Raw genomic sequence first — 23010 nt, 5'->3', positions numbered from 1 at the left:
TTGAAATACTGGCTACATGCCCATCTCTCTGACTCCGGGGTCGCTGGCCCGCCTGCTGGGCGAGTGGAACGTTGGTGCCGCCCCCGCCTACCGCGAACTGGCCGACGTCGTCCGCCTGCTCATCCTCGACGGCCGCGTCGCCCTCGACGTCGCCCTGCCGAGCGAGCGTTCGCTGGCGGCGGCCCTTGGCATCAGCCGCACCACGGTGACCGCGGCGTACGCCCTGCTGCGCGAGCAGGGATTTCTTAGCAGCGGCCAAGGCAGCCGGAGCCGGAGCTGCATCCCGAGCCAGGGGCCCGGGCATGCCGGCGGTCATGACGGCGCTCTGCGATTGAGTGGCGCCCCCGGCCTGGCCGTGCCGGACGGGATCCTGGACCTGGCCTATGCCTCCCTGCCCGCCAGCGGCGAAGTGGTGCACCGGGCCTTTGCCGCGGCACTGACCGAGCTGCCGGCGCTGCTGCCGGGCTTCGGCTACGACGCCCTGGGCGTGGGCCCGCTCCGCGAAGCCATTGCGGCCCGGTACACCGCCGCCGGGGTCCCCACAACGGCCGGCCAGATCCTGGTCACCTCGGGCGCCCAGCATGCGCTGAACATTGTGCTCCGCGCTTTGGCCCGCCGTTCGGGGACCAAAGTGCTTGTGGAACATCCCAGCTACCCGAACGCCCTCGACGCGATCCGGGCTGCGGGCTGCCGCCCGGTCCCGGTGGCCATGCCCGCCGCGAACCCCATCGGCCAGGGCCGCCACGCCCCCGCCCCTCAGGGCGCCGGCGGCTGGGACATCGAGGCCATGGAATCGGCGCTGCTGCAGCAGAGGCCCGCGATGGCCTACGTGGTGCCGGACTTCCACAACCCCACCGGCCGGCTGATGCCCGATGCGCAGCGGCGCCGCCTCGTGACGGCGGCAGCGGCGTCGGACACCGTGCTGGTGGCGGACGAGACGCTGCGGGAGCTGAACCTCGACGGCGCCGCCTCGACCCCCATGGCCGCATTCAGCCCGGCGGTGGTCTCCCTCGGTTCCCTCAGCAAGTCGCACTGGGCAGGGCTGCGCACCGGCTGGATCCGCGCCAGCGAGCCGCTCATCCAGCGCTTCGCCGCCGCCCGCACCACCCTGGACCTCGGCGGGCCCGTGGTGGAACAGCTTGCCGCGGCGCATCTGGTCAACGCCATGACGGAGCCGCTCCCTGCCCGGCTCGCCGCGCTGCGCGAGAACCGGAACGCGCTGCTCGAACTGATACACGCGCACCTGCCGGGCTGGGAGCCGGAATGGCCCGACGGCGGACTGTCCCTCTGGTGCCGTCTTCCGGCGCCGATCAGCACGGCTCTTGCGGTGGTGGCTCCCGACGTCGGGATCCGGCTGGCCGCGGGGCCGCGGTTCGGCGTCGGCGGTGCGTTTGAGCAGTACCTGCGGCTGCCGTTCACCCTGCCGCCGGAGCAACTGGAGACGGCCGTGCTGGCGTTGCGTTCGGCGCAGGATCGGCTGGAGGCCTCGCCGCAGCTGAGGCGCAACGTCTCAGCCCCGCCGGCCGCGGCCATCGCCTGAATCCAGAGGCGTCCCACAGGCCCGTCCTGCGACGCCCGCTCTTCCCGGCGCTGCGCACAGGCCCTGCCGACGCCCGCTCTTCCCGGCGCTGCGCACATGCCCTGCCGACGCCCGAATCCGGGTGTCGACAGGGCATCAGTGCGTCGCCAGGCAGGATGGGCGTCGCGGGCTAGGCGTAGACCTTCGCCAGGAAGCCGGCCCAAGCCTTGGCCGTCGTCGCGGTGTCCCCGCTGCCGCTGAAGTCGTGCACGGTCATGCCCACCGGTGCGCCGAAGGCGTTGCGCCCGAAGAAGCGGTACATCGTGTCCGCGGCCCGCAGGCCGAGGAAGTTCTCGTTGGAGAAGTCGACTTCGCCGCTGAGCGGGCCGACGCCGTCGAGCTCCAGTTTGACCGCCTCCCCCTGAGCCGCAGTGTCGACGCCGAGGGCCCTCTTGAGCCGGTCGAAGCCGTCCGGCGTTTGCGACGCAGCGGGTGCCTGGATGTCCGTGAAGACGACGGGCTTGCCGTCGAAGTACTTCAGGTACTGGCCCAGGGTGTGGAGGTAGAACGCGGTGTGCTTGCTGGCGCCGTCGTACTGCTCATCCCAGTTGTCCGCGAAGATGCCGCTGTGGACGTAGTGCAGCCGGGCCCGGCCGCCGTCGAGAGGTTCCAGGACGTGCTCCAGCTGGTTGAACCAGCCATCAGGCCCGTCCATCCGGGACACTAGATGGGAGGGGTACTCGTCCACGGTCCGGACCGCCGGCCATTGGTCCGTGGGGAACATCCAGGCCGGGGTGTCCTTGGTAACGGCCTCCCACACCCGCTCGGGGGTGCCGGGCAGTTCGGTGTCGTAGACGATCTCGAATTTCCGCTTGTCAGTCATTGTCCTGCTCCTTAGCTTGTGGGCTTTCAGTTTGTGGGTGTTTAGTTTCTGGGGCTGCGTGCGGGTCTGCTTGCGCTGCCTTGGGCGCCGGCGCCTTCAATGACGGGTGGAGCGCGACGACCAGCCGGTGTTTGCGTCCTGCTGGCAGGGTCGTTGCCGGCGAACCTGGCGGGAGGTCGCGTCCGCCATCGTGGTACTTGTCCACGAGCCGGGTCACGGCTTCGCCGAGCTCCTCGGCGAAGGCCGCCCGGTCCGCCGCCGACCGGAAGGTGATCTCGCCGTCGATGGCAAAGGTGGCGAGTTTTTGCCTGGCCGCGGCCGCCCCGGCGATCAGCTGGCCCATCTCCTGGACCATGCGGCCGGCGAGCGCCAGCAGCCAGAAGGCGGAAAAGCGGTCCGAGAACCGCCGCGGGTCCGGCGCCACGGAAGCCAGGGCCGCCGGCGAGATCAGGTACGACGCCGCCGTCGCCCGCAGGATGCGTTCGGTGACGTTGCCGCGCCGCCGCTCCTCGACGAGCTCGACAAGCCCGTGCCGTTCGAGGGCCTTGAGGTGGTAGTTCACCTTCTGCCGCGGCAGGCCCACCTTCGCGGCGAGCTGCGTTGCGGATCCGGGCTCGGCCAGCTCGCGCAGGATCCTCGTCCGGATCGGGTCCAGCGAGGCCTCCGCCGCGGCCGGATCCTCAATCACTTCAATGTCCAACATGCGTCAAGTCTGCCCGCCGACAATTTTATTTGTCAAGAACTTTTTTCTCGTCGGTGCGATCGACTGGCGCGGCGACGCGAGTTCGCCGGAAGCGCCCGAGGTCGCCGGACCTTTCCGGCGACCTCGCACGCTTCCGGCGAACCGGAGCGCAGGCGGGGGACGCGCGGGCGGGCAGGGAGCGGAGGGCGAGGGGGAGGCGCGGGCGGGCAGGGAGCGGAGGGCGAGGGGGAGGCGCGGGCGGGCAGGGAGCGGAGGGCGAGGGGGAGGCGCGGGCGGGCAGGGAGCGGAGGGCGAGGGGCTCGGCGCGGGCAGGGAGCGCAGGCGAGGGGCGGCGGCGGGGCGGGAGACCGGACACGTAGAATGGGCTGGTGATGCAATCCCCCCTCCCCGTGCGCGACGGCGTCAACGCGACGCGCCTGCGCCTGCCGGACGAGGGGCCCTGGGAGACCGCACTGGACTACATGATGCACCGGTGGGGGCATATCGATCCCCAGGGCATAGAGGACCGGTTCGACGCCGGCGAGATCGTTGGCGAGGCCGGGAGAGTCCTGGACCGCAGCACGCCGATGCAGGACCACACGTTCATCTGGTACTACCGCTCCCTGCCTCCGGAGACCCGGATCCCGGTGGAGCTGAGCATCCTGCACCAGGACGATCATCTGCTGGTCGTGGACAAGCCGCACTTCCTGCCCACCACCCCCGGCGGGACGTACATCCAGGAATCGGCCCTGGTCCGGCTCCGGAACCAGCTCGGGCTCCCGGACCTGATCCCCATGCACCGCCTCGACCGAATGACCGCCGGAATCCTGCTGCTCTCCACGAACCCCGAGACCCGGGGCAAGTACCAGGTGCTCTTCGAAAAGCGCCAGGTCCAGAAGGAATACGAGTGTGTATCCGCCGCGGAGTCGGCGCCGGGGCACCCCGCCGTGGACTTCCCGGTGGTGGTTCGGAACCGGATGACCAAGTCCCGCAGCTATCTGCTGGCCGAGGTGGTTGACGGCGAACCAAACGCGGAAACCCGGATCGAGCGGCTGCACACGTTTGACGCGGCCAGCAGTCCCGCCAGCAGGCCCGAAAGCACACCATCCGGCGGACCCCACCGCGCACCCGACGGCGGACCCCAACGCCGCGCGCTGTACCGGCTGGAGCCGCATTCGGGTAAGACCCACCAACTGCGCGTGCACATGGCCTCACTGGGCCTGGGGATCGTCAACGATGCGTTCTACCCGGAGCTGCTGGACAAGGCTCCGGACAACTACGCCAAGCCGCTGCAGCTCCTGGCCCGCGGGATCCGCTTCGTCGACCCCATCTCGGGGAGCCCGGTGGAATACCGCAGCAGACTGGAACTCAGCGAAGCACGGTAGCGGCTGGAAGTGCGGTACCTTGTGCCCATGGACTTCGGAAATGCGGACAGCTGGGGCGCCGCGATCTATTTCTGGATCTTCCCCTTCGTGATCGGCGATGCCATTTTTCCGCCTGTGCCCTCGGAAATGCTGGTCATCACCGGCGGTGCACTCTCCGCGGAGGGCCACATCAACGCGTTCCTCGTGGTGCTCCTGGCCACGGTGTCCTCATGGCTGGGCGACATTCTCGTCTTCCAGCTCTTCAAACGGCGGCTGAGCCACGTGCTCGACCGCTGGAAATGGGGCCTAAGGTTCCACGCGGCCGTGCACGCGGCGATCGCGAAGGCGGGCCGTTCCTCCACGTACGGAGCGATTATCGGCATCCGCTTCATCCCTGGCGGGCGGCTGGCCGCGACGGCCGCGGCCGGCATCGCCAACGTCTCGACGCGCGGGTTCAGCCTCTGCGCGGCCATCGGCGGCTTGCTCTGGGCAAGCTGGTCCGTGGCGCTGGGCTATTTCGCGGGCTCCGCCACCGGACTCCCGTTTTGGGCGAGCTCGCTGATCGGCGTCGGCGTCGGGCTGGTGATCGGCGCCGTCGTTGGCGTGATCGTGACGCGACGCCGGGGCAACCCCTCCCCCGCGGATTCCGCAGCGGTGGACCCGGACCAGGAACTGGACTTTTAGACGGGTGCCCAGCGGCCGCGGCTGCGGCGCAACACGGTCAGCGCGCCGGTGAGCGCAACGCGTTCGACGGCGTCGCGCATCATGGCTGCCGACTCCAGCGCCTGGCTGTTTTCTGCGCTGTACGCGGTGGCATCGACCAGGAAGCGCAGGTTCAGCTGAGGTACGCCGCCGGCGAGCTCAAGCTGGTGCGATTCGACGTGGTGCCGCGTCCCGAGGGCCTCGATGGCCGCGGCCATGACCGCTTCCGGAGCGGTGCCCGGCTTGAGGCCGGTGATCTTCAGTCTGGTCTGGAACGACGGCATGGAACAACCCTAGCCGCACCGCCACACACTCCCGTTGCGCTATCATTTTTGGCTGCCAAGAAGTCGAAATGGCCGCCATAGGTGATAGGGCAACAGGGGGTGGGCAGAGGCTGGGCGTGCGGGAGGGTCTGAGAGGGCTACCCGGTGTTGCGCAGCCCGGCGGCGACTCCGTTGACCGTGATCAGCATGGCGCGCTGGAGGCGCTCGTCGATCTCGGCACCGGACATGCCCGCTGCGGCCTCGGCCCTGACGCGGCGCAGCAGCTCCACCTGCAGGTAGCTGATCGGGTCGAGGTACTGGTCCCGGATCTCGAGGGAGCGCTTCAGGGTGGGCTGGGCATCGAGGATCACGTGCTCGCCCGTGAGGTTCTGGATTTCCTCGACGGTGAGCTCATACTCTTCCCGAATGGCATGGAACAGGTGGTGCAGCTCCTCCGGCACCAGGGTGGAGACGTAGTAGCCGGCAATGTCCATGTCCGTCTTCGCCAGGGTCATTTCCACGTTGGAAAGCACCGATCGGAAGAAGTGCCAGCCCTCGATCATCTCCTTGAGCTGGGCCGAGTTTCCGGCCTCGCGCGCGGCCTTGAGGCCGGAGCCCACGCCGAACCAGCCCGGCACGATCTGCCGTGACTGCGTCCAGCCGAACACCCACGGGATGGCCCGCAGTCCCTCCAGTCCGGCGCCGGAATCGGGCCGCTTGGACGGACGGGATCCGATGTTCAGGGATCCCAGCTGCTCCACCGGGGTGGAGGCCATGAAGTAGGCGGGCAGGTCGGGGTCCTCGATCAGCGTGCGGTAGCGCGCGAACGCGGCGTCGGAGACGGTTTCCATGACGTGGCCGTAGCGCACGCGCTGGTCCTCCGAGGTGCGCGGCGCGCGGTGCAGTGCCGAGCCCTGCAGCACCGCGGCAAGGGAGAGCTCGAGGTTTTCGCGGGCCAGCTCCGGCAGGGAGTACTTGTCCGAGATGACCTCGCCCTGCTCGGTGAACTTGATCTCGCCCTCGAGCACGCCGTTGGGCTGGGCCATGATGGCATCGTAGGTCGGCCCGCCGCCGCGGCCCACCGAGCCGCCGCGGCCATGGAAGAGGCGCACGCGGACGCCGTGCTTCGCGGCCACGTCCCGGAGCTTGCGCTGGGTCTTGTAGATTTCCCACTGGCTCGTCATGACGCCGGATTCCTTGTTGGAGTCCGAGTAGCCGAGCATGATCTCCTGCACGTCGCCGCGGAGCCGGACCAGTTCGCGGTAGGACGAATCAGAGAGCAGCTGGTCCACGATCTCGGCCGACGCGCGGAGCTCGTCGACGGTTTCCAGCAGCGGCGCGAACCCGATCTTGGCGTAGGGCGCCTCGCCGAAGAGACTGACCAGGCCGGCCTCGCGGGCCAGCACGGCCGCGGCCAGGACGTCGTCCGCGCCGCGGGTCATGGAGATGATGTAGGTCTCGATCACGTCGGGGCCGTAGGTGCGCAGGGCACGCCGGATCTCCCGGAAGACGTCGTACGTGCCGTCAGCGACGCCGTCGAGCTTGATCGGGTGGCCGGAGAGCGGACGCCGGGAGGCGAGTTCGGAGCCCAGCACCTCCAACCGCTCGGCGCGGCTGAGTTCGGCGTACCGGACACCGGGGCCGCCGAGGCGGTCCATGAGCTGCCCGACGGCCTCGTGGTGGTGGTCGGCGTGCTCGCGGATGTCCAGGGTGGCCAGGTGCAGGCCGAAGGAGGCGATGGCGCGGCGGACCCGGGACAGGGCGCCGTCGGCGGCGAGGGCGGCGTGGTGGTTCCGCAGCGACCGTTCCAGCAGGCCGAGCTCGGCGAGGAGCTCCGCGGTGGCGGTGTAGTCGCGGCCGGGCTCGTGCGCGGATCCGGCCGTGACCCGCCGGCCGGTGTTGATCAGTTTGGCCTTGATGCAGGTGAGTTTGAGCCGGTACGGCTCCTGCGCGTTCAGCTCCAGGACGCGGCGGTCCAGGCCCGGCAGGTTCCCCAGGTCGACGTCGATCGAGTCCAGGAGTTCCTGGTCGGCCCCGGCCAGCGCGGTCGAATTCGACAGGATGGAGATGAGCCCGTCGATCAGGCCGATGCTGATCCGTACGGCGTGCTGGTTCTGGATCTGGAGGATTTCGCGGGTGACGGCGGCGGTGACGTTGGGGTTGCCGTCCCGGTCCCCTCCGATCCAGGAGCCGAAGCGGATCGGCGCCTTCTGCGGCGGCAGCGTGACGCCGTGCTCGGCGAGCAGCTCGGAGAGGTCCGAGAGCATTTCCGGCATGGCGTCACTGAGGATCCCGGTGAGGTAGTAGATGGCGTTCCGGGCCTCATCCACCGGGGTGGGCCGGACCTGGCGGAGCTCGTCCGTCTGCCACATCTGGTCGATCACTTCGGACAGGTGGCGGTCCTGGCGGCGGCGCGCGGACGTGCCCTCCGCCGTGGATTCGGACAGGATGTCCGAGAGCCGGCGGATTTTGTCCAGCACGGAACGGCGGGAGGCCTCGGTGGGGTGTGCGGTGAAGATGGGACGGACGTCGAGTTCGTTGACGACTTCCTGCAGCACGGAGTTGCCGGCCTGGTCCGCGATCTCCTCAACGGCTTTGGCGAGCCAGCCGTCCTTTTCCTGCCGGGTGCGCAGCCCGCGGACCCGGTGGACCTGCTCGGCGGCGTTCGCCAGGTGGAAGTAGAACGCGAACGCGCGGACCAGGTCGGTGGCCTGGTCCAGCGGCAGGGAGCCGAGCAGTTCGCGGACCTGGGCGACGACGTCGTACGAGCTCCACGGCCCGGTGGCGTCGGCCCCGCCGCGGGCGGCCTCCTTCGATTCCTTGGTCAGCAGGCGCACCTGCTCCACGAGGTCCAGGAGTTCCGGTCCGTGCTGGCGGACCAGGGATTCGCCCAGCAGGGTGGAGACCCGGCGGACATCAGCCCGGAGTTCGGCGGCAAGATCGGTGTCGGAATGCATTGCAGTGTCAGCCATGGAAACTATCTTTCGAGGGTTCGACTTGGCTCGTACACTGCGCTGGATACTGTGAGCCCGATTACTTCTTCCCATGGGATGTTACCCGCAGGCACTCCCGGCTGGAATTCCGTCTCAGATAGTGTCATGCCCTGCCGCGCCGCCCAGTCCCCCTGGCCCCCGGCACCCTCTAGCTCGCAGTTGTGACCCCTTTTGGACCCCAAAACGGCCCACAGCTGCGAGCTAGTTGGGTGAACGCGTTAGCGCGCGATCTTGAAATTGAACTCCCCGGTGCCCAGCGCGCCCCAGAGCCGCAGCCAGATCGGCAGGATCATTTCCGCGCCGCGGGCACTCGTGATGTCCCCGAGGTCAATCACGTCCCGGTGGCCGAAGCCCTTGAGCAGTTCCGTTACGGCGGCCTTGGCCTCGGCGTCGTCCCCGGAGACGAACACCGAGTGGTCGCCGCCGGCAACGCGCGCCGGATCCACCATCACGGACGCCGTCATGGTATTCAGCGTCTTGACCACCTTGGCCTCCGAGAAGGCCTGCTGGATCTGCTCGCCGAGGCTGTCCGTGTTCACCGGGTTCAACGACGGCGGCATGCCCTGCGAGAAGTCCAGCGGGTTGGCGATGTCCATGATGATTTTTCCGGCGAGGTTCCCCGTGCCTGCGGCGGCCAGAGCCGCCAGGGAGCCGCCGCCGTTCGTGGCGTTGACGACCAGCTGGGCGTCGGCTGCTGCGTCGGCAAAGGTGGCGAGACGGAGTCCGGGATTCGCGGCGTGCCACTGGGCAAAGGGCGGGGTGCCCATCATGTCCGGCTCGGTCCGGGCGAGCGTCGCCTGCGGGTCGCGGGTGCCCATCACGACATCGTGCCCCAGGCCCGCCAGTGCGCCGGAAATCGTGCGCCCCACCATGCCGGTTCCCAGTACTGCAATCTTCATGGCATCCTCATTCTGAATCAGCGGAGTAGACAGGTTCGTCTACGTGTCGGCACGACGCTATCAGACAGACCTGTCTACGGCAAGGAGGGAACGCATCCCGCACACCAAAAGAACGACTGACAAAGTTTGAAATCTGTCATCTGATTGTCGTATGCTGGATCCATGACAACTTCTACTCTCGGCGCCACCCGCACGCTGGGCTCCACGGGCCCCACCACCGCCCCCATCGGTCTCGGACTGATGGGCATGTCCGATCTTTACGGTCCCGCCGACGACGCCGAGAGTGTCGCCACGATCCAGGCCGCCCTCGACGCCGGCGTGACGCTGCTGGACACCGGGGACTTTTACGGCATGGGGCACAACGAAATGCTGCTGCGCGACGCGATCCGCGGCCGCCGGCGCGAGAACGCCCAGATCAGCGTGAAATTCGGCGTCCTGCGCGATGCCCGGGGCGGATGGAACGGCGTGGACACCCGGCCCGCCGCCGTCAAGAACTTTCTGGCCTATACCCTGCGGCGCCTCGGCACCGACTACGTGGACATCTACCGGCCCGCCCGCCTGAATCCGACCGTGCCGGTCGAGGAAACCATGGGCGCACTGGCCGAGCTCGTGCAGCAGGGCCTCATCCGCCACATCGGGCTCTCCGAGGTTGGCGCCGATACCCTGCGCCGCGCCAACGCCGTCCACCCGGTCTCCGACCTCCAGATTGAGTACTCACTCATCTCACGAGGCATCGAGCAGGACATCCTGCCCACGGCCCGCGAACTCGGCGTCGGCGTCACCGCGTACGGCGTGCTGTCCCGCGGCCTGGTCTCGGGCCACTGGCCCGCGGCCGGAACCGAGAACCGACGCGACTTCCGGGCCCACCTGCCCCGCTTCTCCGGCGAGAACCTGCAGCGCAACCTCGAACTCGTCGAACGGCTGCGCGGCATCGCGGACCGTAAGGGTGCGACCGTCGCCCAGTTCGCCATCGCCTGGGTCCTCTCCCGCGGCGAGGACATCGTCCCCCTCATCGGCGCCCGCCGCCGCGAGCGGCTCACCGAATCGCTGGGAGCAACCGATCTGGTCCTCTCCGTCGAGGACCTTGCGGAGATCGAGGACGCCGTCCCGGCCGACGCCGCCGCGGGCACGCGTTACGACGCCGGCCAGATGGCCATGCTCGACAGCGAACGCCGGTGACCCCTGCCGCCGTCGTCCTGACGGAAGAGCGCATCCTCGACGCCGCGGAAGACGTGCTGCGGCGCTTCGGGCCGGCCAAGGCCACGGTGGTGGACGTGGCAAAGGCCCTCGGCGTCAGCCACGGCAGCGTGTACCGGCACTTCCCCACGAAGGTCGCGCTGCGGGACGCGGTGGCCCGGCGCTGGCTGGACCGCCTCGCAGATCCGCTGGATCCGGCCCGGGATACGGACGGCCCGGCTGCGGAACGTCTGCTCCGCTGGCTGGAACGGCTCGCGGCCATCAAGCAGGGCATGGCGCTGAACGATCCCGAGCTGTTTGCCACCTTCAGCCAGCTGACCACCGAGGCACGGGATGTCGTGGCGGTCCACGTTGGGCATCTGGCCGCGCAGCTCACGGAAATCATTGCCGACGGCGTCAGCAGGGGCGAGTTTGCTGTCACGGATCCGCCGACGGCAGGCCTTGCGGTCCTGCACGCGACCGCGCGGTTCCACCACCCGCTGCACGCGGCGGAATGGGCGGATCCGGCCATCGGGGCCCAGCTGCAGGAGGTCTGGCGGCTGCTCGTACAGGGCCTGGCCGTACGGCCGTGAGCCCGGGGCAGGCCTGCGCGGCGTGATTCGAGCCAGGGCGTAGACAGACTTGTCTGTGTACGATGGTGTCATGACGCTGTCAGCAGCCCCTGCCCCGCCGGCGGCCCGCACCCCCGCCGGGCAGGCCAGAGAGAAAATCCTGGCCACGGCCTTCCGGCTCTTCTACGCGCACGGATTCCGGGCTGCCGGCATCGATACGATCATCGCCGAGTCCGGCGTCGCGAAAGCCACGTTCTATAAGTACTTTCCGGCCAAGGACGACCTCATCCTGGCTTATCTGGAGAAGGTCGACGGCATCTGGACCGGGCAGCTGCACGCCGCCGCCGAGGCCGCCGGCGAAGACCCCGCCGCGCAGCTCGTGGGCCTGTTCGATGCCCTGACAACCGCCTGCCGGCGGGACGGCTACCGCGGCTGCGCCTTCATCAACGCAGCTGCCGAGTCGGCCGCCGGCACCCGGGTCCACGACCGGACCGTGGCCCACAAGCAGCAGATCCGCGCCTGGATCCGGGACCTGGCCGCCCGCGCCGGCGCCCAGGACCCGGACCAGCTTGCCCGCAGCCTGACCCTGCTCCTCGACGGCGGCCTGGCCAGCGGAGTGCTCGACGGCGACCCGGAAGCGGCCACCGCCGCCGGGACCACCGCAGCCCAACTGGTGGCTGCCAGCCTCGGCAGCTCCCCCGGCGGACGCAGCCTGAGAACCGGCCCCGACGGAAACCCTGGAGGAACCCATGACCACCATTGAGCCCGCGGTCGACCCGCAGCTTGCCCGCTGGCAGCGCTTCCGGAACAGCCGGAACGCGGCCCTCGCCAGCGACCACGGCTGGCTGACGCTGACCTCGTTCCAGTGGCTCGAGGACCGGCCGGCCGCCGTCGAGCTCGCCCCCGGGCTCTGGTCCACTGACGGCACGACGGCGTTCCTCACCGCCGCCGCGCCGGACGGTCTGACCCTCGTGGAAACCGGCGAACCCGTGGACGGGACCATCAGCGCCGTGCTCTCGGACGAGGAATCACTCATGTGGGTCCAGTACGGCGGCGACGACGGCCGCCAGGTGGTGGTGGAGCTCGCCATGCGGGCGGACAAGTACGCGATCCGCACGCGCGACTCCCAGTCCCCGGCGTTCACGGAGTTCGACGGCGTGCCCACCTTCGACTTCCGCCCGGACCTGGTCATCGAGGCCCGGTTCATGCCCTATCCCGAGCCCGTGGATGTCCCGATCGGCACCGCCAACCCGCTCGTGGACGGGGTCCACCGCTCGGTCGGCGAGTTGGTCTTCCGGCTGCCCGGCACAGACCACGAGTTCCACCTGCACGCCGAGGAGGAGAAGCTCGGTGCGTTGACGGTCACGTTCCACGACGAGACCAATGGGGAATCGACGGACGAGTGGCGGAAAGTCTCCACCGCAAAACCCCGCGTCGATTCATCCGGAAATGCGACCGTGATCTTGGATTTCAACCGGGCCATCAACTACCCCAGTGCCTTCACCCCGTACGGCACCTGCCCCATGCCGGTGAAGAACAACAGCCTGGACTACCGCATCGCAGCCGGCGAGAAGGAACCCGGCCTCTTCTGAACGGTCTTCTGAACGGTCTTCTAGACGATCGCGGACACACCGGTGACGGCACGCCCCGTAATCAGGGTGTTGATCTCGAACGAGCCCTCGTAGGTGTAGATCGCCTCGGCGTCGGAGAAGATCTTGGCCATCCGGTAGTCGGTGACGATCCCGTTGCCGCCCAGCAGGGACCGGCCCATCGCCACGGTTTCGCGCATCCTGGCGCTGACATAGGACTTTGCGAGGGCCACCTGCGGCATGTCCGCGGCGCCCTGGTCCTGCAGCTGCGCGATCCGGACCATCATGCCCATGCTGGCCACGGCGTTGCCGAGCATGGTCACCAGTTGCTGCTGGACCAGCTGGAACTTCGCCAGCGGGCGGCCGAACTGCCGGCGTTCGACGGCGTACTGCCGGGCGACGTCGAAGGCCGCGAGCTGCTGCCCCACGCCCTGCCAGGCCACCATGATCCGGGAACCGCGCAGGAGCTCGTTGGTGTCCTCGAAGCTGCTGATGCCCGCGAAGCGGTCCGCTTCGGCCACCCGGACGTCGGTGAAGACGATGTCCGCGTTCTGCACCGTGCGCAGCGCAATCTTGTTCTCGATCCGGCTCCGGCTCACGCCCGGCAAGGTGGCGTCGACGATGAAGCCGCGGATGCCGCCGTCGGCCTCGTCCCGGGCCCAGACCAGCATGTAGTCGCAAAACGTCCCGTTGCCGATCCAGCGCTTGGCGCCGTTGAGCACCCAGGCGTCGCCGCCGTCGGCCATGCCGCCGGGGACCCGCCGGGCCCGGGTTTCCATGCCGCCGGCAACGTCCGAGCCGTGGTCCGGTTCGGTGAGGGCAAAGGCGCCGGTGGTGCGCAGGTTCGCCGCGTCCTCGAGCAGGCGCGCCTTCTGCTCCTCGGAGCCGAAGCCGTAGAGCGACTCCACGAAAAGGTCATGGTGGACCAGGAAGAACGTGGCGAGCGAGGTGTCCACCCGGGTCATCTCGGCAATGATGATCCCGGCGAACAGGTTGCTGTAGCCGCGCTGGGCGGGGGCGCTGAGCTCCAGGGCGGCCAGTTTGGGCAGGATGTGGGCCGGGAATTCGGCCTTGTTCCACCAGTCCGTGGCGAACGGGGCGACCTCGGCGGCCAGGAACTCCCGCAGCTGCGCCAGTTTGGCCCGCTCCGCCGCGCTGAGCAGGGATTCGTAATCGAAGAAGTCCGCCGTGGGCAGCCCCGCCACTGACGGCGCGGGGGTGGCGGCCAGCCCTGTCCCGGTCATTTCGGAATCGGTCATTTCGGAATCGGTCATTTCGGAGCCGGTCATTTCGGGCCCATGCGGATGGCGCCGTCGAGGCGAATCGTCTCGCCGTTCAGCATGGCGTTCTCCACAATGTGCGCGGCGAGGTTCGCGTATTCGGCGGGGCGGCCCAGCCGCGAGGGGTGCGGCACCTGCTGGCCCAGGGAGTCCTGCGCCTCCTGCGGCAGGCCGGCCATCATGGGAGTCTCAAAGATGCCCGGTGCGATGGTAACCACCCGGATCAGCGAGCGCGCGAGTTCGCGGGCGATCGGCAAGGTCATGGCGGCGACAGCGCCCTTGGAGGCGGCGTAGGCGGGCTGGCCGATCTGGCCGTCGAACGCGGCAACGGAGGCGGTGTTGATGATGACGCCGCGTTCGGGGCCGCCGAGTTCGGTGGCGGCGGGCTCGGTGGCTGCCATGGCGGCCGCGGCGAGGCGGATCACGTTGAAGGTGCCCACGAGGTTGATCTGGATGACGCGGTTGAAGGCCTCCAGCGGGAGCACGCCCTCGCGGCCCAGGACCTTGCCGGGGGTCGCGATTCCCGCGCAGTTCACCACGATGCGCAGCGGGCCCAGGGCGGCGGCGGCATCGACGGCGGCCTGCACCTGCACCTCGTCCGTGACGTCGGCGGGGACGAAGACGGCCGTGCGGCCGGTTCCGGCCGGCGTACCGGCGGCGGCACCGGCGGCGGCACCGGCGGCGGCCTCGCTAGCGGCGGAGGCGGTCAGTTCGGCGGCAAAGGCGTCCCCGGCGGAACCCGGCAGGTCCACGAGCACCACCGACGCACCGGCGTCGAACAGGCGCCTGGCCGTGGCTGCTCCGAGACCTGAGGCCCCGCCCGTGATCAGCGCGACAGTACCCTTGATGTCCATCCATCCTCCTTGATGTGGAACCGAACCCCGGCCGCGAAGCCTCTGACGCGGGCGGCGCCTGAAGCAGCAGCCCGCGGGGAACATTAGTTAGTGAATGTTAACTGGAATGCGGCCATTGCGCACCTTTGGGCGCACCCGCTCAGGGCCGCGGTCACGATCGAGGTCCGGACGGGCTCCCGCGAATAGGCTTGAGCCATGACCCGAGCCGACGCCTCCGCCCCCAACTGGTCCTTCCGCGCGGACGAGGCAGCCCGCTCGGTGACCAGGCTTTTCGGGCAGCGGCTCTTCTTCCTGCCGGGAACCCACATCGCCGCGATCCTCCGGCCGTCAGGCCGGCTGAAGAACCTGTCCCGGCCCTGGCACTACTGGTGGCAGGCACACTACCTGGACTGCCTCGTGGACGCCGGCCGCCGGGAACTGGGCTCGCCCGGGCGTCGGGGGGCCAAGTTCGACGGCGAGAACCGGCCCAGCGCCGGCCGCCTCGCATCGCGGCTCGTCACGGGCATCCGGCTGCGCAATTTGCTCACGGTGGTCAACAACTACTACGACGACATGGCCTGGCTGGCCCTGGCCACGCTCCGGCTGGACAAGCTCGCCGAGGACAGCCGCAAACGCACCGGCCGGCAGCGCAACGCCAAGGTCCTGCAGAGCCTGACCCTGCAGTTCGACTCCGCCTCCACCGACGACCTCGGCGGCGGCACCTTCTGGAGCACGAAGCGCGATTTCAAGAACACACCCGCCACCGCACCGGTGGCCCTCTACTACGCGCGGACGGGCAACCGGGCCAAGGCGCAGGCCCTGCTGGACTGGCTGGACGCCAAGCTCTACGAACCCGGGCAAGGCCTCTACCGGGACGGCCTGCGGATTTCCGGGACGGGTGACGTGGTGCTGGAAGAGACCATCTACACCTACAACCAGGGGCCCGTCCTCGGGGCCTTGCTCGAACTTGGGGGCGAGGCGAACCTCGGGCGTGCGGCCGCGCTGGTGGCCGCCGTGGCGCGCAGCCTCACGCATCCGGCCCCGCTGCTGGGGCGCACCGCTGCGGTGTTGCGCTGCGAGGGAAGGGGCGACGGCGGACTCTTCACCGGGATCCTCGTCCGCTACCTGGCCCTTGCCGCCGTCGACGAACGGCTGCCCGCCGAAACCCGGGCCACGGCGGCGGCACTCGTGAACGATACAGCCGAGGCCCTCTGGGAAGGCCGTCGGATCCTCCCGGCGCAGGACCGCCTCGCGCGCCCCGGCAGCCATCTGGTCTTCTCCGACCGCACTGAACTGCCGGCACGCCGCAGCTACCCGGAGGGCGCCGCCGTCGAGCTGTCCACACAGCTCCAGGCCTGGATGGTGCTGGAGGCGGCCGCATCCATCGCGACGGCGCCGGCACCGCAGCCCAATTAGGTCACGCAACAGTTTCGTAATTCATGTGATACTGATCACTTAATGCGGATTCGGGTTGGTCGCTTAGGTTTGGCTAACCTACAGTCTTTCGTAGTGAGCATGCCCTAACTTCCCCGCTCACGGGGGCAGGGCACTACGACGACTTCCTTGCAGAAAGTAGCCCCATGAAGATCCGCACCAACGCGCTGGCGGGCATCGCCCTGGCCGCCACTGCCGCCCTGGGCCTGGCCGCCTGCGGCTCCGGCTCCTCCTCCCCGGCCGGCAGCAGCGCAGCCGCCGGTGGCTCCTCCGCCGGCGAGATCACGGTCTATAACGCCCAGCACGAATCCCTGACCAAAGAGTGGATCGACGCCTTCACCGCCGAAACCGGCATCAAGGTCACCGTGCGCCAGGGCGACGACACCGAAATGTCCAACCAGATCGTCCAGGAAGGCCAGGCCTCGCCGGCGGACGTCTTCCTCACCGAGAACTCCCCCGCCATGGCCCAGGTGGAAAACGCCGGCCTCTTCGCGGACGTGGACAAGGCCACCGTGGACCAGGTCCCCGCCGAATTCCGTCCTTCCACCAACAAGTGGACTGGCATCGCGGCCCGCTCCACCGTGCTGGTTTATGACAAGAACAAGATCAGCGCCGACAAGCTGCCTAAGTCCATGCTGGATCTGGCCAACCCCGAGTGGAAGGGCAAATGGGCCGCTTCCCCGTCCGGCGCCGACTTCCAGGCGATCGTCTCGGCCCTGCTGGAACTCAAGGGTGAAGCCGCCACGCAGGCATGGCTCAAGGGCATGAAAGAGAACTCCAAGGCGTACAAGGGCAACAGCACGGCCATGAAGGCCGTCAACGCCGGCGAAGTGGACGCCGCCCTGATCTACCACTACTACTACTACGGCGACCAGGCCAAGACCGGCGAGAACTCCAACAACGTCACGCCGTTCTACTTCAAGAACCAGGACCCGGGCGCATTCGTCTCCATCTCCGGCGGCGGCGTGCTGAAGTCCTCCAAGAACGCCGCAGCGGCCCAGTCCTTCCTGAAGTTCATCACCGGCAAGAAGGGCCAGGAAGTGCTCCAGAAGGGCACCTCCTTCGAGTACGCCGTCGCCTCGGACGTCCCGTCCAACGACAAGCTGGTTCCGCTCAAGGAGCTGCAGGCACCCACAGTGGATCCCGCCAAGCTCAATTCCGCCAAGGTCACCGAGCTGATGACCCAGGCAGGACTGCTGTAGCAGCAGTGACTAGCAAGCTGGCGGTCCCCGGTCCATCTGGGAACACGACGACGGCGGGCAGGGGCAAACGTCCCCGCCCGCCTTTCGGCGTCTCTGTCGTGTCCATCATTGCGGTCCTGATCGCCCTGTTTTCCCTGGTGCCCCTGGCCTACGTGGTCTTCATGACGGCCTCCACTGGCTGGGACACCGCCGCCGCCCTGATCCTGCGCCCGCGCGTGGGCGAACTCCTGCTGAACACCGTGCTGCTGACCGTGGTGACGGTGCCGCTGTGCCTGGTCCTGGGCGTCGGCGGCGCGTGGCTGGTCGAACGCACCAGCCTCAGGGGCCGGAAATGGTGGGCCGTGCTGCTCGCCGCGCCGCTGGCCATCCCCGCCTTCGTCAACAGCTACGCCTGGGTTTCCGCGGTGCCCTCCCTCGGCGGGCTGTGGTCCGGGGTCCTGATCGCCACCCTGTCCTATTTCCCGCTTGTGTACATCCCGGCGGCCGCGACGCTCAGCCGCCTGGACCCGGCGATCGAACAGTCCGCCGCCTCCCTCGGGCTCGGCGCCTGGCGCGCGTTCTTCCGCGTGGTGCTGCCGCAGCTGCGCATCGCCATGACCGGCGGCGGGCTGCTGGTCGCGCTGCACCTGCTGGCCGAATACGGGGCGTTCGCGATGATCCGCTTCGACACCTTCACCACCGCGATCATGGTGCAGTACCAGTCCACCTTCAACGGGACCGCGGGGAACATGCTGGCCAGCGTGCTGGTGTTCCTGTGCCTGATCCTGCTGCTCGTGGAGGTCCGCAGCCGCGGCAGCGCCCGGTACGCCAGGATCGGCTCGGGCGCCCAGGCACGCGCCTTACGCCTGCCTCTGCACGCCTACCAGGTCCCCGCCCAGCTGTCCCTGATCGCCCTCACCGGGCTGGCGTTCGGCCTGCCGCTGACGTTTGTGCTGCGCTGGATCGTCGCCGGCGGCCCGGAAATCTGGGCAGCCGAGGAATTCATGCCGGCCCTCCTGCAGACCCTGGCCTACGGCCTTGCGGGGGCCGTCGTCACCACCGTGGTCGCGTTCCCCATGGCCTATCTGGCCGTGCGACGTCCCGGCTGGTTCAGCAAGACCCTGGAGCTGTCCAACTACATCACCAGCTCCATGCCCGGGATTGTGGTGGGCCTGGCCTTCGTGACCGTGAGCATCCGGATGGTGCCCAGCGTGTACCAGACCTCAGCGCTGCTCATCGCGGCCTATGTGCTGTTGTTCCTCCCCCGGGCCCTGGTGAACATCCGCTCGGGGCTGTCCCAGGCACCGAAGGAACTCGACGAGGCCGCTCAGGTGCTCGGGAAGCCGCCGCTGCTGGCCTTCCTGCGCGTGACGCTGCGCCTCACGGCTCCCGCCGCGGCCGGCGGCGCCGCCCTGGTGTTCCTGGGGATCGTCAACGAACTCACCGCCACCCTCCTGCTCTCGCCCAACGGGACGCGCACCCTCGCCACAGAGTTCTGGAGCAAGAGCAGCGAGATCGATTACGCTGGCGCCGCCCCCTATGCGCTGCTGATGATCCTGATCTCGGCGCCCATGACCTACCTCCTCTTCCAGCAGTCCAAGAAAGTAGCCGGACAGTGACCGATGTTTACCCGTCGCGTGAGGCCCCCTCGCGTCTGCCCGAGCCGCGAGTCGCGGCCTCCGTGGCCACCAGCACCAACAGCCACCTGGAAATCGACGCGGTCACCAAGAACTTTGGCCCCCAGGCCGTCCTCAGGGGCGTCAACCTCTCCGTCGCCAGGGGCGGAACGACGGCGATCGTGGGGCCGTCCGGCTCCGGCAAGACCACACTCCTGCGCCTGATTGCCGGCTTCGAACATCCGAACACCGGCAGCATCTCGCTCAACGGGAGCAAGGTGGCGGGCGAGAACGCCTGGGTCCCCGCCCACAAGCGCCACGTCGGCTACGTGGCCCAGGACGGCGCTTTGTTCCCGCACCTGACCGTCGGGCAGAACATCTCCTTTGGCCTGGACGCCGCGCAACTCCCCGGCGGGCACCGCGGCGTCAAGGCGCGGGTCGGCGAGCTGCTGGAAATGGTCTCCCTGGACCCGGCCATGGCCAAGCGCCGCCCGCACCAGCTCTCCGGCGGCCAGCAGCAGCGGGTCGCCCTGGCCCGGGCGCTGGCCCGCAAGCCCGCGCTCATGCTGCTGGACGAGCCGTTCTCCGCCCTGGACGCCGGCCTGCGGGTGGCCACCCGCCGCGCCGTGGCCCAGGTCCTGAAGGATGCAGGCGTCACCACGATCCTGGTCACGCATGATCAGGCCGAGGCGCTGTCCTTCGCCGACCAGGTGGCCGTGATGCGCGGCGGCAGGCTGGCCCAGATCGGCAACCCGTTCGTCGTCTACACCCGCCCGGCGGACCGTGCCACCGCCGAATTCCTGGGCGACGCCGTCATCCTGGATGCCTGGATGGAAGGCTCCCTGGCCACGTGTTCGCTCGGCGGGATCCCCGTGCGCCGCCCGCCGGCCCAGGGCCGGGTCCAGCTGATGCTGCGGCCCGAGCAGATCCGTATTTCCGAGGACGGCCCCATCCGCGGCACCGTGGTGGACACCGACTACTTCGGCCCCGAGACCACGGTGCGGCTCCAGCTGCCGGTTCCGCCGGTCCTTGCCGCCGGCGCCGTCCCGGACCACCGCTACCCCGGCGGCGGGGAAATCATCACCATCCGGCACTGGAACGCCTCGATCGCCCGTCCCGGCACGGAGCTTCGGCTTCGCGTGGTGGGCGAGGCCGTGGCCTTCCCGGTGGATGAGCAGCAGTCTCCGTAATCGTGCTCTGCAGATAGGGTGGGCGGATGACTGTTCAGCCTGGCCTGCACCGCCAATACTGCTCCGTTGCCGCCCCCACGCAGCTGTGGCTCGATCCGGACGGCCGCCTGGCCGGCGAGGTCAAGCCGCCCGGAGCCGGTGAGGCTGCTGATCCGGCCGGGTTCACCGGGCTGCTCCACGGCGACACCCGGATGCTGTGCCGGGCGCTCGTGCGCGTCAACGGCCTGGAACCCGAACCGGCGACCGTCGAGACCGAGCCCGGTGGTGTCCTGCGCGTCCGGGGCCTGGTCCGGGGCATCCCGGGACCCACTGAGGATCCCGCCGTCGAGCTCTTCCAGACCTGGACCGTGACGCCGGGCGTGGTGCGGCACACCTTGCAGCTGCGCACCTCACTGGAGTCCCTCGACGTCGAAATCGACATTGAACTTGCCGCGGACTTCACCGACATGGCCCAGATCCGCCTCAGCCGTTTCCGCGACGCGTCCGGGCCGGTCTCTGCCGATGAGTCCGCGCTGCGCTGGAAGGAGGGCGGCAAGACCCTGACGGTTGCGGCCGCTGGCGCCGTCACCCCGGAAGGGCACCTTACCTGGCGCGGAACCCTGGGCCGGGGCCGGCCGTTCGAGGCCGAATGGCAGGCCGTCCTCACCGACGACGACGCCGCTGTGGTGGCGGCCCGCCCGCCCGCAGCCCGGCCGCCGCGAACCGGACCGGCCGGAGCCTTGGGCCTGCTCCTGGATAACTCCCTCGATGAAGTGGCCGGGCTCCGTCTGGCCACCCGCCAACTGCCGGACGCTCCGTTCATCGCCGCCGGGGCGCCCTGGTACTTCACGCTGTTCGGGCGGGATTCGCTGTGGGCCGCGCGGCTGCTGCTGCCGCTGGACACCGGACCGGACACCGGTCTGGCGGCGGGCACGCTGCGCGCACTTGCAGCCTTCCAGGGCACCCGCACGGACGCCGCGGCGGCCGAGGAACCGGGCAAGATCCTGCACGAGCTGCGGTCCAAGGAGCTTGTGCTGGAGAGCCAGGGCCTGCGTCTGCCGCCGGTGTACTTCGGTGCCGTGGATTCCACCCCGCTGTGGCTTTGCCTGCTCGGCGAACTCTGGCGCGCCGGCCGGGACGACGACGCCGTACGGTCGCTGCTGCCGAACGCGGCACGCGCCGCGGAATGGCTGCTCGCTGCCGGCACCAACGGAACGGTCGGTGCAGCGGACGGCACGGCGGGCAACGGTGCACCGGGCAACGGCGGGTTCCTCAGCTACCGTGACGCGTCCGGGCACGGCCTGAGCAACCAGGGCTGGAAAGACTCCCGGGACGCCATGCAGTTCCGCGACGGACTCCAGGCCGAGGGGCCGATTGCCCTGTCCGAGGTGCAGGGCTACGCGTACCAGGCAGCGATGGAAACGGCGGAGCTGTTCGACGCCTTCGGCGAACCCGGCGGCCAGGCACTGCGCGACTTCGCCGCTGCCCTCCGGCTCAGGTTCCGGGAGCGCTTCTGGGTTGAGGACGACGGCGGACCGTTCCCGGCCATCGCCCTGGACGGACACGGGGTTCCCCTGGACATCCCCGGCTCAAACATGGGACACCTGCTGGGCACGGGCATCCTGGACGCGGCCGAGGCCCGGATCGTGGCGGACCGGCTGGTGAGCCCCGAGTTGTTCTCCGGCTACGGCGTGCACACGATTTCGCGGCGGGCCGCAGGGTTTTGGCCCTTCAGCTACCACTGCGGCTCGGTCTGGAGCCACGACACCGCCATCGCGATCCGCGGCCTCCTGGCCGACGGTTTCATCGCCGAGGGCCGGATCCTCGCCGATGGCCTGCTCGCGGCGGCGGCCTCCTTCGGGCACCGGCTGCCGGAGGTGTTCGCAGGGGTGCGGGCCGAGGACTCGGGCGTCGCGGTGCCCTATCCGGCGTCGTGCCACCCGCAGGCGTGGTCCTCAGCCTCGGCGGTGGTGATCGCCCAGGCGATGGGCGTCGGGCTCTGACGGGCCTGGCTCTGACAGGCGGACCGCCGCCGGGCGAACCTCCGCCGGCCCGGGCCGCGTCGGGAGCGCGGCCCGTGTCAGGGGTACCGGCCGCGGCGCCATAGAGGCGCGGAGCGCGTCGGCCAGGATCACGATCCCGGTAACGGCGAGCGCCAGGCCCATGGCGGCGAGCACGTCCGTCAGCCAGTGATAGCCCAGGTACAGGCGGCTGAGGGCGACCACCAGCGTCCCAGCGGCTGCGGCCGCGAAGGCGAGCACCGACGTCGACTGTTTGCTCGTCCGCGTTCCGCGGGCCGCCACCAGCAGGTAGCTGACGACGCACAGGAAGACGCCGGCACCGAAGGTATGGCCGGAGGGAAATGACAGGGCATCATCCGGTCCCAGCAGAAAGTCGCTGGCGGCGGGTCTGCCCCGGCCGACGTCGTGCTTGATCAGCGTGGACACCGCGAAGGTGGCCGCCATGGCGCCGATTAGCAGGGCGGGACGCCAGACTTCCCGTTTACAGACCGCCCAGGCCAGCGCCACCGCGCAGCCGATCACCGTCATCCACAGCGGCGACGTCACCGTGGTCACGGCCGCCAGGAAAGCGGTGGCGAGCGGGTTCCGGGACGCCACGAGTCGATCGTGCACGGGCGCGTCCAGGGCGGCCACGCCGCTGTTCGACTGCACGGCGGCGAGCACGGTCCAGAAGATCGTCTCCCCTGCGATCAGCATGCCCGCTGCCACGAAGAAGAGCCGCCGCTGGGACGTCAGCGGCGGGCGGGCAGGGGGTCGCGGGGCACGCTGGGCAAGGAACATCCGCCACATTCTGCCAGAGGCAACTACCTGCAGCCCGGACGGCCGCTGGGAATT

Annotated in this window: 20 protein-coding genes; 12 read left to right on the top strand and 8 right to left on the bottom strand. The window is 69.3% G+C overall.

The window, feature by feature from the left end; genetic code table 11:
• The first annotated feature begins 16 nt into the window (after positions 1-16).
• Positions 17-1540 carry a MocR-like transcription factor YczR gene (gene yczR, locus AC1D2F_RS12980; protein WP_476966887.1) on the top strand — a complete coding sequence of 508 codons (1524 nt, stop codon included), beginning with the start codon at positions 17-19 and terminating at the stop codon, positions 1538-1540.
• 169 nt (positions 1541-1709) lie between these two features.
• On the opposite strand, the gene AC1D2F_RS12975 is transcribed toward yczR, so the two are convergent.
• The gene (locus AC1D2F_RS12975; protein ID WP_476966886.1) at positions 1710-2402 is read right to left on the bottom strand and encodes an SRPBCC family protein; all 693 of its coding nucleotides are present in this window, start codon (positions 2400-2402) and stop codon (positions 1710-1712) included.
• A complete protein-coding gene (locus AC1D2F_RS12970; RefSeq protein ID WP_476966885.1) occupies positions 2395-3105 on the bottom strand; it encodes a helix-turn-helix domain-containing protein in 711 nt (236 codons plus the stop codon). Before AC1D2F_RS12970 ends, AC1D2F_RS12975 begins: the two co-directional genes overlap by 8 nt.
• Before the next feature lie 371 nt (positions 3106-3476).
• Between AC1D2F_RS12970 and AC1D2F_RS12965 the strand changes: the two genes are divergently transcribed.
• Both AC1D2F_RS12965 and AC1D2F_RS12960 read left to right on the top strand, forming a co-directional pair.
• Positions 3477-4469 carry an RluA family pseudouridine synthase gene (locus tag AC1D2F_RS12965; RefSeq protein ID WP_364748457.1) on the top strand — a complete coding sequence of 331 codons (993 nt, stop codon included), beginning with the start codon at positions 3477-3479 and terminating at the stop codon, positions 4467-4469.
• Positions 4470-4496: 27 nt separating this feature from the next.
• Positions 4497-5132 carry a DedA family protein gene (locus AC1D2F_RS12960; protein ID WP_229994641.1) on the top strand — a complete coding sequence of 212 codons (636 nt, stop codon included), beginning with the start codon at positions 4497-4499 and terminating at the stop codon, positions 5130-5132.
• Here AC1D2F_RS12960 and AC1D2F_RS12955 read toward each other — a convergent pair.
• The 3 genes from AC1D2F_RS12955 to AC1D2F_RS12945 all read right to left on the bottom strand — a co-directional run bounded on the left by AC1D2F_RS12955 (position 5129) and on the right by AC1D2F_RS12945 (position 9305).
• Positions 5129-5434, bottom strand: a complete 306-nt coding sequence (locus AC1D2F_RS12955) for a hypothetical protein (protein ID WP_018774310.1) — start codon at positions 5432-5434, stop codon at positions 5129-5131. The two genes, AC1D2F_RS12960 and AC1D2F_RS12955, sit on opposite strands and share 4 nt — an antisense overlap.
• 137 nt (positions 5435-5571) lie before the next feature.
• Positions 5572-8385: a phosphoenolpyruvate carboxylase gene (gene ppc, locus AC1D2F_RS12950; RefSeq protein WP_364748341.1), complete on the bottom strand. Its 2814-nt coding sequence runs from the start codon at positions 8383-8385 to the stop codon at positions 5572-5574.
• 239 nt (positions 8386-8624) lie between these two features.
• The gene (locus AC1D2F_RS12945) at positions 8625-9305 is read right to left on the bottom strand and encodes an NADPH-dependent F420 reductase (protein WP_476966884.1); all 681 of its coding nucleotides are present in this window, start codon (positions 9303-9305) and stop codon (positions 8625-8627) included.
• A gap of 162 nt (positions 9306-9467) precedes the next feature.
• Here AC1D2F_RS12945 and AC1D2F_RS12940 point away from each other — a divergent pair, with 162 nt between their 5' ends.
• The 4 genes from AC1D2F_RS12940 to AC1D2F_RS12925 all read left to right on the top strand — a co-directional run bounded on the left by AC1D2F_RS12940 (position 9468) and on the right by AC1D2F_RS12925 (position 12645).
• Positions 9468-10484 (top strand): aldo/keto reductase, encoded by a 1017-nt coding sequence (locus tag AC1D2F_RS12940; protein ID WP_476966883.1) that lies wholly within the window; start codon positions 9468-9470, stop codon positions 10482-10484.
• Positions 10481-11074, top strand: a complete 594-nt coding sequence (locus tag AC1D2F_RS12935; protein WP_229994637.1) for a TetR/AcrR family transcriptional regulator — start codon at positions 10481-10483, stop codon at positions 11072-11074. Before AC1D2F_RS12940 ends, AC1D2F_RS12935 begins: the two co-directional genes overlap by 4 nt.
• Positions 11075-11144: 70 nt before the next feature.
• Positions 11145-11816, top strand: coding sequence for a TetR/AcrR family transcriptional regulator (locus AC1D2F_RS12930; RefSeq protein WP_364748347.1), 672 nt, complete (start codon positions 11145-11147; stop codon positions 11814-11816).
• Entirely contained in the window at positions 11803-12645 is an 843-nt protein-coding gene (locus tag AC1D2F_RS12925; protein ID WP_229994635.1) for a DUF1684 domain-containing protein, read from the top strand. Before AC1D2F_RS12930 ends, AC1D2F_RS12925 begins: the two co-directional genes overlap by 14 nt.
• A 20-nt stretch (positions 12646-12665) precedes the next feature.
• On the opposite strand, the gene AC1D2F_RS12920 is transcribed toward AC1D2F_RS12925, so the two are convergent.
• Positions 12666-13901, bottom strand: a complete 1236-nt coding sequence (locus AC1D2F_RS12920; RefSeq protein WP_476966882.1) for an acyl-CoA dehydrogenase family protein — start codon at positions 13899-13901, stop codon at positions 12666-12668.
• A 26-nt stretch (positions 13902-13927) separates the two neighbouring features.
• The gene (locus AC1D2F_RS12915; RefSeq protein WP_476966881.1) at positions 13928-14776 is read right to left on the bottom strand and encodes an SDR family NAD(P)-dependent oxidoreductase; all 849 of its coding nucleotides are present in this window, start codon (positions 14774-14776) and stop codon (positions 13928-13930) included.
• Between the two features lie 195 nt (positions 14777-14971).
• Here AC1D2F_RS12915 and AC1D2F_RS12910 point away from each other — a divergent pair, with 195 nt between their 5' ends.
• From AC1D2F_RS12910 to AC1D2F_RS12890, 5 genes are all read left to right on the top strand, one after another.
• Complete coding sequence (locus AC1D2F_RS12910; protein ID WP_229994633.1) at positions 14972-16171, top strand: glycoside hydrolase family 76 protein; 1200 nt, start codon at positions 14972-14974, stop codon at positions 16169-16171.
• Between the two features lie 164 nt (positions 16172-16335).
• Entirely contained in the window at positions 16336-17391 is a 1056-nt protein-coding gene (locus tag AC1D2F_RS12905; RefSeq protein ID WP_364748352.1) for an iron ABC transporter substrate-binding protein, read from the top strand.
• A gap of 98 nt (positions 17392-17489) precedes the next feature.
• Entirely contained in the window at positions 17490-18989 is a 1500-nt protein-coding gene (locus AC1D2F_RS12900; RefSeq protein ID WP_476966880.1) for an ABC transporter permease, read from the top strand.
• Positions 18986-20176, top strand: coding sequence for an ABC transporter ATP-binding protein (locus AC1D2F_RS12895; RefSeq protein WP_476966879.1), 1191 nt, complete (start codon positions 18986-18988; stop codon positions 20174-20176). Before AC1D2F_RS12900 ends, AC1D2F_RS12895 begins: the two co-directional genes overlap by 4 nt.
• A 26-nt stretch (positions 20177-20202) precedes the next feature.
• Positions 20203-22158 carry a glycogen debranching N-terminal domain-containing protein gene (locus AC1D2F_RS12890; protein WP_476966878.1) on the top strand — a complete coding sequence of 652 codons (1956 nt, stop codon included), beginning with the start codon at positions 20203-20205 and terminating at the stop codon, positions 22156-22158.
• Here the strand turns inward: AC1D2F_RS12890 and AC1D2F_RS12885 are convergent.
• Complete coding sequence (locus AC1D2F_RS12885; RefSeq protein WP_476966877.1) at positions 22111-22956, bottom strand: phosphatase PAP2 family protein; 846 nt, start codon at positions 22954-22956, stop codon at positions 22111-22113. The two genes, AC1D2F_RS12890 and AC1D2F_RS12885, sit on opposite strands and share 48 nt — an antisense overlap.
• Positions 22957-23010 lie beyond the last annotated feature (54 nt).

Source organism: Arthrobacter sp. P1_B3 (assembly GCF_056406615.1).
The sequence above is the reverse complement of the archived record's forward strand: the minus strand, read 5'-3'. Positions and strand labels throughout refer to the sequence as shown.

What these genes read in the sequence shown, in the direction of transcription:
- yczR (WP_476966887.1), top strand. Translation starts at nt 17, where the DNA reads ATGCCCATCTCTCTGACTCCGGGGTCGCTGGCCCGCCTGCTGGGCGAG.
- AC1D2F_RS12975 (WP_476966886.1), bottom strand. Translation starts at nt 2,402, where the DNA reads ATGACTGACAAGCGGAAATTCGAGATCGTCTACGACACCGAACTGCCC.
- AC1D2F_RS12970 (WP_476966885.1), bottom strand. Translation starts at nt 3,105, where the DNA reads ATGTTGGACATTGAAGTGATTGAGGATCCGGCCGCGGCGGAGGCCTCG.
- AC1D2F_RS12965 (WP_364748457.1), top strand. Translation starts at nt 3,477, where the DNA reads ATGCAATCCCCCCTCCCCGTGCGCGACGGCGTCAACGCGACGCGCCTG.
- AC1D2F_RS12960 (WP_229994641.1), top strand. Translation starts at nt 4,497, where the DNA reads ATGGACTTCGGAAATGCGGACAGCTGGGGCGCCGCGATCTATTTCTGG.
- AC1D2F_RS12955 (WP_018774310.1), bottom strand. Translation starts at nt 5,434, where the DNA reads ATGCCGTCGTTCCAGACCAGACTGAAGATCACCGGCCTCAAGCCGGGC.
- ppc (WP_364748341.1), bottom strand. Translation starts at nt 8,385, where the DNA reads ATGGCTGACACTGCAATGCATTCCGACACCGATCTTGCCGCCGAACTC.
- AC1D2F_RS12945 (WP_476966884.1), bottom strand. Translation starts at nt 9,305, where the DNA reads ATGAAGATTGCAGTACTGGGAACCGGCATGGTGGGGCGCACGATTTCC.
- AC1D2F_RS12940 (WP_476966883.1), top strand. Translation starts at nt 9,468, where the DNA reads ATGACAACTTCTACTCTCGGCGCCACCCGCACGCTGGGCTCCACGGGC.
- AC1D2F_RS12930 (WP_364748347.1), top strand. Translation starts at nt 11,145, where the DNA reads ATGACGCTGTCAGCAGCCCCTGCCCCGCCGGCGGCCCGCACCCCCGCC.
- AC1D2F_RS12925 (WP_229994635.1), top strand. Translation starts at nt 11,803, where the DNA reads ATGACCACCATTGAGCCCGCGGTCGACCCGCAGCTTGCCCGCTGGCAG.
- AC1D2F_RS12920 (WP_476966882.1), bottom strand. Translation starts at nt 13,901, where the DNA reads ATGACCGATTCCGAAATGACCGGGACAGGGCTGGCCGCCACCCCCGCG.
- AC1D2F_RS12915 (WP_476966881.1), bottom strand. Translation starts at nt 14,776, where the DNA reads ATGGACATCAAGGGTACTGTCGCGCTGATCACGGGCGGGGCCTCAGGT.
- AC1D2F_RS12910 (WP_229994633.1), top strand. Translation starts at nt 14,972, where the DNA reads ATGACCCGAGCCGACGCCTCCGCCCCCAACTGGTCCTTCCGCGCGGAC.
- AC1D2F_RS12905 (WP_364748352.1), top strand. Translation starts at nt 16,336, where the DNA reads ATGAAGATCCGCACCAACGCGCTGGCGGGCATCGCCCTGGCCGCCACT.
- AC1D2F_RS12890 (WP_476966878.1), top strand. Translation starts at nt 20,203, where the DNA reads ATGACTGTTCAGCCTGGCCTGCACCGCCAATACTGCTCCGTTGCCGCC.
- AC1D2F_RS12885 (WP_476966877.1), bottom strand. Translation starts at nt 22,956, where the DNA reads ATGTTCCTTGCCCAGCGTGCCCCGCGACCCCCTGCCCGCCCGCCGCTG.